Origin of the sequence: Pseudomonas sp. B14(2022), assembly GCF_012030485.1 — a bacterium.
Taxonomy (GTDB): Bacteria; Pseudomonadota; Gammaproteobacteria; order Pseudomonadales; family Pseudomonadaceae; genus Aquipseudomonas.
Window position 1 is genome coordinate 44,467 of sequence record NZ_JAAUVM010000024.1, and the last position, 15,417, is coordinate 59,883.

At 62.0% G+C, this 15,417-nt stretch carries 10 protein-coding genes; 6 read left to right on the forward strand and 4 right to left on the reverse strand.

Features of this window, described 5'->3' with window-relative positions; all coding sequences use genetic code 11:
• The first annotated feature begins 26 nt into the window (after positions 1-26).
• Both HCF10_RS26245 and HCF10_RS26250 read left to right on the forward strand, forming a co-directional pair.
• A complete protein-coding gene (locus tag HCF10_RS26245; RefSeq protein WP_167656705.1) occupies positions 27-1,136 on the forward strand; it encodes a DUF3182 family protein in 1,110 nt (369 codons plus the stop codon).
• On the forward strand, positions 1,126-1,881 hold the full coding sequence (locus HCF10_RS26250) for an alpha/beta hydrolase family protein (protein WP_131700334.1): 756 nt from the start codon (positions 1,126-1,128) through the stop codon (positions 1,879-1,881). The genes HCF10_RS26245 and HCF10_RS26250 overlap by 11 nt, the downstream gene beginning before the upstream one ends.
• Positions 1,882-1,886: 5 nt before the next feature.
• Here the strand turns inward: HCF10_RS26250 and HCF10_RS26255 are convergent, their stop codons facing one another.
• Genes HCF10_RS26255 through HCF10_RS26265 form a run of 3 tightly spaced genes read right to left on the reverse strand, consistent with a single transcriptional unit; the run spans position 1,887 to position 4,871 of the window.
• Positions 1,887-2,843, reverse strand: a complete 957-nt coding sequence (locus HCF10_RS26255; protein ID WP_131700333.1) for a lysylphosphatidylglycerol synthase domain-containing protein — start codon at positions 2,841-2,843, stop codon at positions 1,887-1,889.
• The gene (gene clsB, locus HCF10_RS26260; RefSeq protein ID WP_167656706.1) at positions 2,833-4,095 is read right to left on the reverse strand and encodes a cardiolipin synthase ClsB; all 1,263 of its coding nucleotides are present in this window, start codon (positions 4,093-4,095) and stop codon (positions 2,833-2,835) included. The genes HCF10_RS26255 and clsB overlap by 11 nt, the downstream gene beginning before the upstream one ends.
• Positions 4,092-4,871, reverse strand: coding sequence for an endonuclease/exonuclease/phosphatase family protein (locus tag HCF10_RS26265; RefSeq protein ID WP_167656707.1), 780 nt, complete (start codon positions 4,869-4,871; stop codon positions 4,092-4,094). The genes clsB and HCF10_RS26265 overlap by 4 nt, the downstream gene beginning before the upstream one ends.
• 266 nt (positions 4,872-5,137) lie before the next feature.
• Between HCF10_RS26265 and HCF10_RS26270 the strand changes: the two genes are divergently transcribed.
• Genes HCF10_RS26270 through HCF10_RS26285 form a run of 4 tightly spaced genes read left to right on the forward strand, consistent with a single transcriptional unit; the run spans position 5,138 to position 11,132 of the window.
• Positions 5,138-6,580, forward strand: a complete 1,443-nt coding sequence (locus HCF10_RS26270) for an OmpA family protein (protein ID WP_205885887.1) — start codon at positions 5,138-5,140, stop codon at positions 6,578-6,580.
• An 18-nt stretch (positions 6,581-6,598) separates the two neighbouring features.
• Entirely contained in the window at positions 6,599-8,137 is a 1,539-nt protein-coding gene (locus HCF10_RS26275) for a hypothetical protein (protein ID WP_131700329.1), read from the forward strand.
• Entirely contained in the window at positions 8,138-8,968 is an 831-nt protein-coding gene (locus HCF10_RS26280) for a hypothetical protein (protein ID WP_131700328.1), read from the forward strand.
• Positions 8,969-9,026: 58 nt separating this feature from the next.
• Positions 9,027-11,132: a mechanosensitive ion channel family protein gene (locus HCF10_RS26285; protein WP_167656708.1), complete on the forward strand. Its 2,106-nt coding sequence runs from the start codon at positions 9,027-9,029 to the stop codon at positions 11,130-11,132.
• Between the two features lie 11 nt (positions 11,133-11,143).
• Here HCF10_RS26285 and HCF10_RS26290 read toward each other — a convergent pair whose 3' ends face one another.
• Positions 11,144-15,391, reverse strand: coding sequence for a DEAD/DEAH box helicase (locus HCF10_RS26290; RefSeq protein WP_167656709.1), 4,248 nt, complete (start codon positions 15,389-15,391; stop codon positions 11,144-11,146).
• Between the last annotated feature and the right edge of the window lie 26 nt (positions 15,392-15,417).

The following is a 15,417-nucleotide window of genomic DNA, read 5'->3' on the forward strand; positions in this document are numbered from 1 at the left end:
CATGGCGGGATGGCCAAGGGGGACGCATGACCCCGATTCAACGCAAAAAATGGATCGTCGCTCACTCCACGCGAGCGGGCGCGCCCCAGCATGAAGTCGAAACCAACCGCGCGTTGGCCCGATGGCTGGCGCAGATACTGAGGCTCAAATTCGGCGGCAGTTATGACCCACAAAAGCATGCCGGCTGTGAACTTTACCTGCTGCCCACGCAGACTCTGGTAGGTCCTGCCCAGGCCCGGGAACTTCACGTCAGCGGTCCGGCGGACCTGTGGGGCGGTTATGTCGATCACGACTTTATCTGCACCAAGGCCATCAGCCATGGGCTGCTATGCCCCGAAGCGAAAGCCCCCGAAGGCTGGTCGCCGTTATTCTGCGAGCGTGTACGCGATGTTGTGCTGGCGGGTCTCAGCGTATTTGCCTTGGAGGATGCACGGCCTGCCGCCGAACGCCTGCTGTACAACGGGCCGATCCGCCTGAAACCGGTGCATGCCTGCGCCGGGCGCGGCCAGGAAGTTATCCACAGCCTGGATGAGTTCGAGGCTGTGCTGGAGCGCCCCGAAGCGGTCCGAATGTTCAGCGAAGGCGTCGTGCTGGAACAAGACCTGCACGATGTGGTCACCCATAGCGTGGGCCAGAGTTTTATCGGCGATCACGTCATCAGCTACTGCGGCGAGCAATACCTGACCCAGGACGGACAGGGCGAGGAGGTCTACGGTGGCTCCAACCTGCTGGTGGTGCCTGGCGGTTATGACGATTTGCTCAAGCTCGAGCTGCCCGGCGACGTGCGCCAAGCCATCGAGCAAGCCCAGGTCTTCGACGCGGCCGCCGATGAGGCCTACCCGGGTTTCTACGCGTCCCGGCGCAACTACGACATCGCCCAAGGCCTGGACAGCGACGGCCAGCGCCGCAGCGGCGTGCTCGAGCAATCCTGGCGCATGGGCGGCGCCAGCAGCGCGGAAGTCGCGGCGCTGCAGAGTTTTATCAACCACCCGGGCCTGAAGGCGATTCATGTGTCCTCGGTAGAAACCTACGTGGACCAGGCGTTGCCCGCGGATGCCATCGAGGTGTACCGAGGCCCGGCCGAAAACAGCGACTTTCTTCTCAAGTATGTGACGGTTGAATCTTATGACGGCTAGAAGCGAAAGCATTGCGATCGATATCGACGACGAACAGATGAGCGGCACGTTCCTGAGCCCCAAATCGAAGGTGCCAGGGGTGTTATTCGTGCACGGTTGGGGCGGTAGCCAGGAGCGTGACCTGGAACGCGCCAAAGGTATCGCCGGCCTGGGATGTGTGTGCCTGACGTTCGATCTGCGTGGCCACGCCGGCACGGGTATCCCGCTGTCCCGCGTCACCCGTGAAGACAACCTGCGCGATCTGCTGGCGGCCTACGACCGACTGCTCTCGCACCCGGCCATCGACACCTCGGCGGTGGCGGTGGTGGGCACCAGCTACGGGGGTTACCTGGCGGCGATCCTGACATCGTTGCGCCCTGTGCGCTGGCTGGCACTGCGTGTGCCGGCGCTGTACCGCGACGATGAATGGCTCAAGCCCAAACGTGACTTGGACAAAATGGACTTGATGGACTATCGCAGCACGCTGGTGCGCGCCGAGACCAATCGCGCCTTGCACGCCTGCTCGGCGTTCACTGGCGATGTGCTGATCGTCGAATCGGAAACCGACGACCATGTGCCCCACGCCACCATCATGAGCTACCGCGCGGCCTGCCAGCAGACCCATTCCCTGACTCACCGCATCATCGACGGTGCCGACCATTCCCTTAGCGACCCCGTGTCCCAGCAGGCTTACACCTCGATCCTGGTGGACTGGATCACCGAGATGGTGGTGGGCGAGCGGTTGAGCATCATCCAATCTCAGTAACGCGATCATGCCGGTGTTTTCTTCACCCGTAATGCCTTGGCTTTGGCCTCGACACCGAGGTACATCACCAGGGCGATCAGCAGCGGCAGGATAAAGTAGATGGCCCTATAGGCGATCAGCCCGGCCAGCAAACTGCCGCGCGACGCCTCATGTTGCAGCAGGGCGATAAACACCGCTTCCAGTACCCCGAGCCCGGCCGGGATATGGGTGATAACACCGGCGATCGCGCTAATCAGCAGCACGCCCAGCACCAGCGGGTAGTCCAGTTTGGCGGGCAACAATGTGAAAATCACCGCAGCCATCAGCGACCAGTTCAACGCGCCCAATGCCAACTGCAGGCACGCCATGCGCAGTGACGGCAGATTGATCTCGATCCCCCGAATCGACCACGCACGCTTTTTCGAAAACTGGCACGCCGCCAGGTAACCCAGGCTGGCCAGGACCAACAACACGCCAACTCCCTGCAAGGCGCCGCTGCTCAGTTTCCAGCCTGGCGGCATGGTCACCAGGCCGCTGCTGAACACCACCCCGGCCAAGGCCATATAGCCAAACCAATTGGTGGCCAGGCTCAGGCCGAGGATCTTGGCGATATTGCCGGTGCTCACCCCCAGCCGCGAATACAGCCGATAGCGCATGGCGATCCCGCCGACCCAGGCACTCAGGTTCAGATTGAACGCATAGCTGATGATCCCGACCGGCAGAATCTGCTTCCAGCGCAGCGGTTGGCGAATGTAGGTGCGGCCGATCAAGTCGAAGCAGGCGTAGACGATAAAGCTGCACAACGTCAGCGTGCCCGCGATCAGCAGGGTGCGCAGCTTGAAATCGCCCAGGGTCTGGAATACTTCGCTCCAGTCGATACGCCTTGCAAGCAGGGTGAACAGCACGATCAGCAGCAGGAAGAACGCCACGGTCAGCGGTTTCTTCCAGCGCTTGAAGCGTGAACCGTTAGCTTCAGATGTCATGGGTTCGAGCCTCAAAGGGTTTCAACCGTGGCTTGTGCGCCGGCAACCAGCCCGTCAGCGCGGGGAAGTGGCGCATCACATGGAACACCAGGAAACCGACGGTCAATCGCCATAGCCACAGGCGCGGCTTGCGGTTTTCCGGCATGGTCTGGCAATGCTCCTTGGCGAGTACGTCCAGACGTTCGTACAGCTGCTGATTGAACGCCCGGTCACGAATCAGCACGTTGGCCTCCAGGTTCAGCGACAGGCTCAACGGGTCGAGGTTGCTCGAACCCACGGTGCTCCACTCGTCATCCACCAGCGCGACCTTGCCGTGCAGCGGGCGCTGGCAATACTCATGAATCACCACGCCATCCTTAAGCAGATAGTCGTAGAGCATGCGCGCGGCCAGCTTGGCCAGCAGCACATCGGGCTGGCCCTGCATGATCAATTGCACCTTCACGCCACGGCGGGCCGCATTGCGGATCTCGCGCAGCAGGCGGTAACCGGGGAAAAAGTAGGCATTGGCAATCACCGCGCGTTGTTGGGCTTTGCTCAAGGCATGGATATACGCCTCTTCAATGTCGTCGCGGTGTTGCAGATTGTCGCGGTAAATCAGGCGCACCAGGCCGTCGCCTGTATCGGTCGGCCAAGGCGATGGCCGTTGCTGGCGCCGTCGCCAACCGCGCCGCGTGCGCACCTGGCGCCCGCTTTGGGCGAGGGCAAAATGATGCAGGTCGGCCACCGCCGGGCCTATCACCTGCACCGCGTAATCCTGTTTGGCTTCTGGGCCAAAATCCCCCAAATGGTCGGCAGAAAAATTGATTCCGCCGATAAACGCCACCTTGGCGTCCACCACCACGATCTTGCGGTGCAGGCGCCGAAACCAGTTGGTACGAATCCCCAGAGTCTTTGACGCGGGATCAAACATTTGCACCATGACGCCGGCGTCAGCCAGTTCGCTCAGGAACAACGGGCTCAGCTCGCCGCAACCAAAACCGTCGAGGCTGACCACTACCTTCACGCCACGTTGCGCAGCCTCGATCAGGATGCCTTGCAGCTCATGGCCGACCTTGTCCTCGAAAAGGATAAAGGTCTCCAACAGGATCTCGCGCTGGGCCTGGCGCAGCGCGTCGAACACTTGGGGGAAATAGGCTTCGCCGTTCTCCAGCAATTCGATCTGGTTGCCGCTCTGCCAGCCGTAATCGAGGTCACGAGCCTTGGCATCATCCGGCGGCTGGTCGGTGGAAATATGCTCGACCGCAACGTTCATAGCTCGATCTCCACCGACAGCGGCACATGGTCTGACAAATGGGACCAGGGGCGGGAGGTCAGCACCCGCGGGTTATGAATCTTCAAGTTGCGCACATAAATGCGGTCCAGCGGCAACAGCGGCAGGCGGGCCGGGAAGGTGCGCGCGGGTTTGCCGTGGGCGTGCACGAAGACTTCCTGCAGGTCGCTTTGGCTCAGGTCGGCGCGTTGGCGCCAGTCATTGAAATCACCGGCAACCACCAACGGCGCATCCGCCGGGATCTCGCTGATACGTTGCTCCAACAAGCGCAATTGTTGCTGGCGATGCACCTCGCGCAAGCCCAGATGGATACAGATCGCATGCACCTCCTGCCCGGTACCGGGCAGGCGCAGCACACAATGCAGCAGGCCGCGGTTTTCATGGCCGCTTTGGGAAATGTCGAGGTTGTCGTAACTCACGATCTGGAATTTCGACAGCAACGCATTGCCGTGGTCGCCATGGGGGTAGACCGCGTTGCGCCCGTAGGCGAACTGCGGCCAGATGCTGTCGGCGAGGAACTCGTACTGCGGCATGTTCGGCCAGTCACTGTAACGCTGGGGATGGCGCTCGTGGGTGCCGTGGATTTCCTGCAGAAACACCATATCAGCGCCCACACTGCGCACCGCTTCGCGCAGCTCGGGCAGGATGAAACGCCGGTTCAAGGCGGTGAAGCCCTTGTGGATATTGACCGTCAGCACCGTAAAACGAGTGATGGCGACGCTAGGGGTGATGGGCACCCATTCGGGGATCGCAGCCATGTTTATTCCTGTGAAGAGTGGGGCAAGGCTTCATTTATGGCTGACTGCCGGTGGCGGGAGAAAGTTTCGAGCGCCCTACAGACGGTTCCTGGGGGGAGATAAAGAGTTACAAATAGTATTGAATTGCCATCAGTGGCGTGATCAAATCCCGCGTATCTACCCCATTCAACGATTGTGCAGGGCCTGTTCATGGATGACGCAGTTGACGCTTTTCTGGCGTTAACAGTGGGTCGGCGGCTCTATTCATGAAAGCCGGAACCCATCAAGTGAATACCTCCTTTACCCGAAAAATCAGCCTGCTTGCCGGAGCTGTTGCGCTCAGTGGCTGTGCGACGCTCAACGATGCAGGCAAAAACTACGGCACGGCCATTGGCTGCGCCGGTGGTGCGTTACTCGGTGCTGGCTTGACGTACGCGATTACAGGCGATGCGAAAAAAGCCATCGTCGGTGGCGGCGTGGGCGCGGCCGCCGGTTGCGTAGCGGGCAATTTGTGGCAGAACCGCTTGCAGGAGCTGGAGCGAGTTGCCCGGGAAGAGAACCTGAATATCGAGGTGCAAACCCTGCAGACCCAGGACGCGGCCACCGGCAGCGCCCGTGCGCCTGCTCCGGCCGATGCGGGCATCGTCGCCCAGGTTCAGGATGAAGGCATGTTCGCCACCGGCAGTGCACAACTGAGTGCCAATGGTCAGCGTCAGGTTCGCAAACTGGCTGCCGCCTTTGCGCCTAAGCAGGGCCAGAATACCCAGGCTGCCATTCTCGTCGTGGGTCATACTGACGCCACTGGCAGCGCTGCCACCAATCAACGGCTGTCCGAGCAGCGTGCCCGTGCCGTAGCGTCGATCCTCGCCGAACAAGGCATCTCCGCACAGCGCATGTTTTTCCAAGGGGCGGGAGCTTCCCGACCCATCGCCGACAACAGCGACAGCCAGCAACGGGGCAAGAACCGTCGCGTTGAAATCGTTGAAGTCACTGATCGCAATATGCTGGTCAAGCGGGTCAACGCCGAACAAAACAACACCAAGTATCTGGCGCACGGCACCTCGACCGAGCCTGCGCGAACCGCTGCCAAACCCGCAAAAAGCAAACCCACCGTTGTCGCGAAACCCACCGGCGAGAGCAAACCCGCCGATGTGGGTACTGCCTTGGTGGATTTCGGTGGAGGCCCTGCCAGCGACACCCGCTGGATACTGGGCCAGGCCATCGCGCCGAAAAAGGCCGGTTTTGCCCTGGTGGCCAGCGCTCACGCCAGCGACTTGCCATCCAGCAGTTGTGAGGCGGACCGGCCGCGTGAAAGCGGCAAGGTGTTCAACCTTGCCAGCGGTCAAGCCCTGGATACCCAAGGGACTACCGACTACCTGCCGGGTTACAACAACCGTGTGTGGGCCAACCTCGTCAATGGTCACTTGGTGACGTTGTCACCTGTCTCGATCCTGCGCGACGGTGCGAGCGTTGATCGCCAACCCTTCATCGAGGTGGTCAAGGGCTACGACCAAGGCAATCGCAAGTCGATCAAAAGCAAAGCCGTGGCCAACACCTATGAAGGTGAGGACCTGGTGCTGTATCGGGTATTCACCCAGGACCCCAAGGCACCGGTGTCGTGTATCGACGTGGTGTTCAGCAAGAAAAACTCAGAAGCCACTGATGGTGCGTTGTTCTACCCTCGCAGCCATGAAGCTTTCACCACCCGTTTCGTGCCGATTCGCGCGTAAGACTCAAGGACATACACCATGGAAGAGTTCAGCTTCAATGCGCTGACAGCCCTGCTTTGGGCAAACAAGTTAATCACCGGCCTGGTGATTTCCACCTTGCTGGCGGCCATCCTGATTCAAGCGTATTGGGACAAGGTAGGTTATTTCATCATGCGCGTGTGGCACGGCGTGCCCTTGATCGGCAAGGTGGCGCGTTTGTCCAAGCAGAGCCTGATGCTCGACGCCTACGGTTGGCCTAAATCCGAAAGCGAGCTGTGTGACGCCTACTATTCGCGCTATGAAAAAATTGGCGCGAAAAACGTCGACTTTTTCAACAAGAGTGAATCCTACCTGCGCACCATCGGTGAGCGGGGGCGACGTGAGCGGCCGTTCTGGGTGTTTGCCCTGATCTTCATGCTGATCATGTTCGAGGCCGTGGGTTTTGCCTACGTGCTGGTGCCGTTCATCAACCAGAACCTGTCGGCCAACGACCAAAGCTGGATGGGCTGGTTGTTCGCCTTCCTGCTGGCCGTCGCCTCGGCAATCCTGGCTGAAGTGACCGGCCGCGCCGCTCACAAGAATGCCTTGATCAGCAAGGCTCGCCACTGGTGGGAAAACGACGCCGAAAGTGATCGCCCCAACCAGCTCAAGGAGTTGCCTGGCATCGGTATCAAACACACCGACAGCGATAAAGACGGCAAGGATTACAACCGTATCCTGGCGCGCATCAATACCAATCACACGGTGACGCCAAGCCATGGTTGGATGGTGACCACGGGAATCTGGATCGCGATTATTGCGGTTGCGGCGTTCGGCATCCGCACCATGCAACTCAAAAGCATCGAGACCGAGATGGTCGGCAGCCCGCATGCGTTTGCCCAGCAAAATTACGACTCGGCCAGCCCGTTCGAATTGCCGGCCGATTCGGCTGAGCTCAACGATCAAGCGGATAAACAAACCCTCACCGACAAGATGGACGCAATTCGCAAAGCCTCACTGATTACCTTCATCGTGCTGTCGGTGATCTACATCGCGATTCAGATCACCAGCATCTGGCTGGCCTCGATCTTCGGCTTTGCGGGGGTTGAGTCCAAGACCGCTTGGGAACACACCCATAAGTTTTCCAGCGGTGAGGCCCTGGAAAACTGGATGCAGAGCCAGCGCGTGGAAATCGCCTCCCATGCCGATCACAAATTGAGCAAGTTGCAGCTCAAGCTGGCCGGCCGCACCACCACCAACGCTCAGCAGCAGGCGGCGCTGACCAGTGCTCACAATCGCAGTTTCGAGACCTTCGTGGCGCGCAAACAGACATTGCCGGCCACGCCCGAGAAACCTTTGGTGGTGCCGGCGGCGCCGGTGGCGGCTCCCATTCAGCCATCCGCTCCACTCCAGGCGGCCAACCCGGAACCTGCGGTACCGTCGGCGGGTATCGACGCCCTGCGCAGTAAGGACCTGACGGCCTACAGCGAAGAGCAATTGGCGACGATCAGCCGCGCCAAGGGTCATGCATTGGAAGACGTGCTGGCGCTGCGGGCTGAACAGCAACTGCTCAAAGACTTTGACGCCACAGGTGCCTGAATGACAATCCCGCGTTTTTTCTGTGCCCTGTTGCTGGCGCCCTTGATGGCGGCGGCAGGCGAGCGCAATGACATTCCGGACTGTTACGCCTATGCCAAGGTCGGTGAATTTCGCCCGGCTGCGGTTGGGCGGGAATTGACGGTGATCGTTGATCAAACCATCCCGATGCCCGAGAACATTCAGAAGGCAACCTGGGCGCAGATCCAGCGCTTCGTCCAGCCGGGCGACAAGGTTCGCCTGTATAGCTTTTCGGCGTTTTTGCCGGAGCAGTTCATGCAACTGCGGTTTGCCGGTGAACTCAACCGAGGCGTCGATGACAGCGCGCGCGACCGCGTCGGCATGCAATCGCTGCGCACCTTGGACACCTGTCTTGCCGAGCAACGCAGCTTTTTCAACAAGACCTTGGGCAAGGTGTTTGTCACCACGTTACGTGAAGCTTCCGAGGACATTGCGCGCAGTGAGATCTTCCATTCACTACGCGAGATCGGCAAGGATTTGGGCCAACAACCGGCGCAGGAACGTGTGGTGTTGTTGATTTCTGACATGCTGGAGAACAGCGACTTTGGCAGCTTCTACGTCAACAACCGGATTCGTGACCTGCAACCGGAGGGCGAGCTTAAACGGGTGAGTGAGAAGGGCCTGTTCGCTGATCTGCAGGGCGCACGCGTCTACGTGGTCGGTGCTGCGCTGGTGACAAAGGATGTCAAGCACGCTTATCGCTCAGGCAAGACCATTCAAGCGTTGGAAGACTTCTGGAAAGGCTACTTTGCAGGCTCCAACGCGCAGTTGGTGGCGTTTGGCGCGCCGAGCCTGAATGTCGACCTGAAGTGAACGATCAAGGCTCAAACCCGTCAGTTCCTTACAGACCCTTCTGAAGGAGCCCGGTGTTTTGCTGAATTTCAAGACTGCATTACTGCTCGGCGCGCTGCTTTTCTGCGGCAGCGACGCACTGCAAGCCGCGGCCACCGCGCCGGAAGCCGAAGCGCCGGCCAAACCCGAGTTGCTGGTGGAGGGCGGACTGCTCGGTGCCATCAGTTCCAGCATCGATGATGTGCAGAACAAGCTCGACCTCAATCAGAACCTCGTTGATGCCTGGCGCCTGCGCGCGGACCGCGCGGCAGATGAGGTCGGCCGGTTGGTTGACCAGACGTCGGAGCGTTCGCCGTGGAGCGTAGCCGGCGACTTCCTGCTGCTGTCCGGGGTGTGGGTCGGTGCCTTCGTGGGGTTGACGCTGCTGGGGCGGTTTATCGTGCTGCGCCTGAGTCGCCGTCCTTTCATCGAACGACGGGGGCGCCTGCAAGGCGTGCTGGGTTATGTGGTGCCCTACACGATCCCGGCGCTGATCTGCCTGCCGTTGACACTCTACGTCAGCCACTTTTTACCCGCCTCGATAGGCCGTGCGCTGGCGCTGTGTTTTGCCTACGCCACCAGCAGCGGCATCTTTTCCACCTCCATGCTGCTGTGCGTCATCGTCATGTTCAATGTCGGCCACAAGCGGCCGGCGGTGCAGATCATTCGCGACTACTGCCCCAAGCCGCTGTTCCTGATCGGCTTCCTCGCGGCCCTCAGCGACGCCCTGACCAGCCCGCAGATCGCGCGCCAGCTCGGCGGCAATATCACCAGCAGCATCGCAGTGTTTACCGGCCTGTTCGCGGCAGTGATCTTTGGCGTGCTGGTGGTGCGCCTGCGCCGTCCGGTGGCCCATCTGATCCGTAATCGACCGCTGGCCCAGCGCCTGAAACACCCGGCCTTGCAGCAGTCGCTGCGAATATTTTCCGGGCTGTGGTACTGGCCGATCTTATTGATGGTGCTGGTCTCGGCGATCAACCTGATCGGGGCCGGTGACGACAACCAGAAAGCCCTGCGCTGCGCGCTGTTCACCACGATCCTGTTGATCGGCACGGTGTTTCTCAGCACGGTGCTGCAACACTTGTTCAAGTCCCGCAGTCAGGTGGCGATCCAACGCAGCAGTGCTTACAAGGAGCGCTTTCTCAGCCTGTTGCACGCGATCTTGCGCATCGTCATGGCCATCGCCTTTATCGAAATTCTCGGGCGGATCTGGGGCGTGTCGCTGTTCGAATTTGCCCAGCGCAACTCGGTGGGCCGTGCGATCAGCGACTCCCTCAGCAGCATCGGCCTGATCCTGCTGATGACCTGGTTGTTCTGGGTGGTGCTCGACACGGCGATCCAGGAAGCGCTGAAGCCGCCGGTGAACAAACGCTCCAGCCGCCAGCCCAGCACCCGGGTGAAAACCATCCTGCCGCTGCTGCGCAATGCGATCAAAATCATCCTGGTGGTGATCTGCGCAATCACCACCATGGCCAACCTCGGCATCAACGTCGCGCCGCTGCTGGCGGGTGCCGGTGTGGTCGGCCTGGCGATTGGTTTTGGTTCCCAGCAACTGGTGCAGGACGTGATCACCGGCCTGTTCATCATCATCGAAGACACGCTGTCCATCGGCGACTGGGTGGTGCTCGACTCCGGCCACGCCGGCACCGTCGAAGGCCTGACCATCCGCACCCTGCGCCTGCGTGACGGCAAAGGCTTTGTGCATTCGGTGCCGTTCGGGCAGATCAAGGCGGTCACCAACCAGTCGCGGCAATTTGCCTATGCGTTCTTCTCGGTGCAGTTCACCTACGACACCGATGTGGACAAGGCCGTGGAGCTGATCCGCGAGGCCGGGCAGTCGATTCGCGACGATGTGTTCCTCAAGTACAACCTGCAAGGGCCGCTGGAGGTGTTTGGCGTCGACAAGATGGACCTTAATGGCGTGGTGCTCACGGCGCAGTTCCGTACCGTGTCCGGCGGGCAATATGCGGTGAGCCGTGCGTTTAACCAGCGTTTGAAAAAGCTTGTGGATAACTGTGATGAGGTGCACTTCGCGCAGACTTATCCACAGCAGGTTTTGCTGCCAAAGCGCACAACCCAGGTGGATGAGCCGGATGAAGAGATGCCGGCGTCGGTGGTGTTGACGGAGCAGCCCAGGACTCAATGAGGCCTTCAAATTCAGTGCCTGATCAACTTCTCCTGCACCGCCTGCTGATCCACATCCAGCAGTATCTGCTGCTTGCCGGCGACCATCACCGCCGCCGGCAACCCATCCCGATACACAATTCGATTCCCACTCACCGCCGGCACCTTGCTGCCCGGCAACAGTGTGCCCACCAGGTTCAGCGGGTCAGCCCCGCACACCGCAATCAAACTCCCGTCATGAGGCCTGCGCCGCACTTCGCGCAGCAACGGGATCGCTTCGGGCAAGGCAAACTGCTCACCCGCCAGCCCGCTGACAAACCGCCCGCCACGAATCTCACCCCGCGCCTCCAGCCGATGGAACGTACGCAGCAATTCGCGCCAACTCGGCAACCAATCCGCCTCGCGCTCCAGCAAGCGCCAGAACACCACGCCATAACGGCGCAGCAAGGTCATCGCCACATGTTCCAGGGTTTCGGCCGAGTGCGGGCCGGCGGCGGTTGATGGGCGGCGAATCAGCGCCCAGCGCCCGGCATCGTCCATGCCGCCGATAAACGCCCCACGCCCGCGCCGACTGCTGCGCGCCTGGCGCTTGCTGGCCGGGGTGGTCAGGGCACGCAACCCGGCAAAGCTGTCGGCATTCACCAGGCCAGCGCCGACCAGTTCCTGCAAGGCGGTTTCCAGTTCGCTGCGCAGCAGATGGGCTTCGTGCACGAGCTCATCGAAAAACAGCGCGCCGTGTTCACGCAGGGCCAGGTGGACCTTTTGCGCCTTGAGCGACAGGGTCGTGCTGTCGGTGGGTTCGGTCAGCCCGCTCCACAATGCCACCTGGCTGCGCGGCAACAGCACCACCGGCGTGCTGCGTAGGGCGATGGCGCCGGCTTTGTTGCTCAAGCGCGTCCATACCAGCTTGCCGCTGCGGCACAGGTCGTCGAGCCAGGTCGATGAGTAACCCTTGATCCGTGCACTGAGCAGGTCACTGTCCCAGGCCGACGTGGCGGCGGCGTACCCTTCGAACTGGCCGACAATCTGCGGCAACACGGCGCTGCCCTGGCCGTGCGTGCTCTCGGACAGGTGCTGCCAATCGAACAGGAAGCGCATGAAATCCTGCAGCGCCACCGGCTCGATTTCCCGGCGCAGGCGCTTGACCGTGTAGCGGTGAATGCGCGCGAGCAGATGCCGTTCGCACCATTGTTCCTCGAGTGCGCCGGGGCTGAAGCGACCGCGCAGCACGTAGCCTTCCTGCTCCAGGCGGGCCAGCGCCTGGGTGATATCGCCCAGCGGCAAGGCCAGTGGCGCAGCGATCTCGATCAGGCGCTGCGGGCCGAAGCCACCGAGGCGCGCGCGCAGCAGTTCCACCAGCGCGTCGTCAAAGCTCCAGGGCTCATCGAAGCCGGGGAGCAGTGGCAAATTGTGGGGATAGATCGCCTGCAAACACCCCAGGCGTTCCACTGCGACCCACAGGCCGTTGGGCAATTGATAGGCGCGGCCACCTTTAGCCAGGGCCTGCAACCACTCGGCCCATTGCGGGGTGACCTCGTTGCTGGCGATGCACGCCAGGCTCATCAATGCCTCATGCATTTCATCCACGCCATGGGGCGCCGGCCAGGCCTCTTCGCACACGCCGGCGATGGCGTCCGCGTCCAGTGCGCCGAGGTCGTCGGTGCTCTGCGGGTCGCTCCAACGGCGGTTGAGCACGGCCTGGGTGCGGCGTTCTTCCAGCGGTGCATCGTCGAGAAAGGTGTAGGGGCGCGCGCTGAGGATTTCGGCAGCCATGGGCGAGGGCGCCGGCAGGTCGCGGCTGATCAACCGCACTTCGCCGCGCTCCATGCGCCGCAGCAAGGCAAGCCAGGCGTCGCTGTCCATGGCTTCGTGCAGGCAGTCGTCGAGGGTTTGCTCCACCAGCGGGTGCTCGGGCACTTCGCGTTCGCCGGCGAGGTTTTCCAGGCAGGCGATCTGGTCGGGGAACACGCTGGCGATCAGGTCTTCGCTCTTCATGCGCTGGATCTGCGGCGCCACTTTGCGCCCAGCGGTAAAGCGCGGCAGCGCCAGGGCCACGCCCGCGTTCCAGCGCCAGCGCACACCGAACAGCGGTGCATCCAGTACGGCCTGGATCAGCAGGTGTTCGGCACTGTTGCTGTTGAGGTAACGCCATACCTCATCGAGCTCGAAACTGTGGCTGGTGGACAGCGACAGCACGATCGCATTTTCACTGGCCGCCGCTTGCAGCTCAAAGTTGAAGGTGCGGCAAAAACGCTTGCGCAAGGCCAGGCCCCAGGCCCGGTTGACGCGGCTGCCGAACGGCGTGTGGATGATCAGTTGGGTACCGCCGGAATCGTCGAAAAACCGCTCCATGATCAACGTGTCCTGGGACGGCAACGCGCCGAGTGCCAAGCGCGCGCGGGCCAGGTAATCGAGGAGCTGTTCGGCGCTGGCGCGGTTCAGGCCGAGGGTGCCGGTAAGCCAGTCATGCGCCGGTTGCAGGTCGCCGGGGCTGGCGCTGAGCAGGCTGTCGAGTTGCCCCTGCAAACGTGCGACCGCGGCGGATAACTCATTGCTGCGCCCCGGCGCTTCACCGAGCCAGAACGGAATGGTCGGCGGTTGGCCGTGAGCGTCTTCGACCCGCACTTTGCCGGCTTCGACCCGCAAGATCCTGTAGGACGTATTACCGAGCTGGAAGATGTCCCCGGCGATACTTTCCACCGCGAAGTCTTCGTTGACGCTGCCGATATTCAGGCCCTGGGGCTCCAGCAACACGCTGTAGTCGGCGTTGTCGGGGATGGTGCCGCCGCTGGTCACTGCGGTCAGCTTGGCGCCACGGCGACCGCGCAGGGTGCGGGTCAGGGCGTCGCGGTGCAGGTACGCGCTGCGGATGCCCTGGCGGCCGTTGTAACCGTCGGCGAGCATCTGCAGCAGCGCCTGGTAGTGGCGTTCATCCAGGGTGGCATAGGGCGCGGCGCGGTGGATCAGGTCGAGCAGGGCCTGTTCCGGCCACTCCTGGGCACTGACCTCGGCGATGATCTGCTGGGCCAGCACGTCCAGCGGCGCCACCGGGACCTGCAAGGTGTCCAACTCGCCCCGGCGTACACAATCGAGCAGGGCGGCGCATTCGATCAAATCGTCGCGGGTCGTGGCAAACAGGCGTCCCTTGGGCGTGCCGCCGACCTGGTGCCCGGAGCGGCCCACCCGCTGCAGAAAACCGTTGATGGAGCCTGGCGAAGCGATCTGGCACACCAGGTCGACATCGCCGATATCAATCCCCAGTTCCAGGGACGCGGTGGCGATCAGCACTTGCAGCTCGCCGGCCTTGAGGCGTTGCTCGGCGTCCAGGCGCATTTCCTTGGCCAGGCTGCCGTGGTGGGCAGCGACGGCGCTCTTGCCCAGGCGCTCGCTCAAATGCCGGGCCAGGCGTTCGGCCAGGCGCCGGGTGTTGACGAAGATCAGCGTGGTGCGATGCTCACGGGCAAGGGCGGCGAGACGGTCGTAGACCAACTCCCAGACATCGTTGGCCATCACCGCCGACAGCGGCACCGGCGGCACTTCGATATCCAGGTCGCGGGCACGGGCATGGCCGATGTCGACGATGTCGCACGCCCGGTCGGTACCCACCAGAAAGCGCGACACCGCTTCGACAGGTTTTTGCGTGGCCGACAAACCGATGCGGGTCAGTGGCTCGGCGCACAAGCCTTGCAGGCGCTCCAGGCTCAAGGCCAGGTGGCTGCCGCGCTTGCTGGCGGCGATGGCATGGATTTCATCGACGATCACCGTGCGCGTGCTGCCCAGCATTTGCCGACCGGAGTCCGAGCCCAGCAGCACGTAGAGCGATTCCGGCGTGGTCACCAGGATGTGCGGCGGGCGCTTGCGCATCTGTGCGCGGTCTTTCTGCGGGGTGTCGCCGGTGCGTACGGCGGTGCGAATCACCAGCGGCGGCAGGCCCAGGCGCTGCAAATGCTCGGTGATCCCGGCCAGCGGGGTTTGCAGGTTGATCTGGATGTCGTTGGACAGCGCCTTGAGCGGCGACACATACACCACCAGCGTCTCGTCCGGCAGTTGCCCGCCATTGGCCAAGCCCTGGTGAACCAGGTCATCCAGCACCGCGAGGAACGCCGTCAGCGTCTTGCCGGAGCCGGTGGGCGCCGCGATCAGCGTTGAACGGCGTTGGCGGATCAACGGCCACGCCTGGGCCTGGGCGCTGGTCACCGAGGGGAAGGTGTGACGGAACCAGGTGCTGACGGCGGGGTGAAAGCCGTTCAATACCGTGTCGGTTGATTCAGGAAGGTTCATGCCTAAGTTATGCAGCCCACTCCAAC

Excerpts from the sequence above, each read along its gene's own strand:
- clsB (WP_167656706.1), bottom strand. The coding sequence starts at position 4,095 with ATGAACGTTGCGGTCGAGCATATTTCCACCGACCAGCCGCCGGATGAT.
- HCF10_RS26250 (WP_131700334.1), top strand. The coding sequence starts at position 1,126 with ATGACGGCTAGAAGCGAAAGCATTGCGATCGATATCGACGACGAACAG.
- HCF10_RS26245 (WP_167656705.1), top strand. The coding sequence starts at position 27 with ATGACCCCGATTCAACGCAAAAAATGGATCGTCGCTCACTCCACGCGA.
- HCF10_RS26275 (WP_131700329.1), top strand. The coding sequence starts at position 6,599 with ATGGAAGAGTTCAGCTTCAATGCGCTGACAGCCCTGCTTTGGGCAAAC.
- HCF10_RS26290 (WP_167656709.1), bottom strand. The coding sequence starts at position 15,391 with ATGAACCTTCCTGAATCAACCGACACGGTATTGAACGGCTTTCACCCC.
- HCF10_RS26280 (WP_131700328.1), top strand. The coding sequence starts at position 8,138 with ATGACAATCCCGCGTTTTTTCTGTGCCCTGTTGCTGGCGCCCTTGATG.
- HCF10_RS26255 (WP_131700333.1), bottom strand. The coding sequence starts at position 2,843 with ATGACATCTGAAGCTAACGGTTCACGCTTCAAGCGCTGGAAGAAACCG.
- HCF10_RS26265 (WP_167656707.1), bottom strand. The coding sequence starts at position 4,871 with ATGGCTGCGATCCCCGAATGGGTGCCCATCACCCCTAGCGTCGCCATC.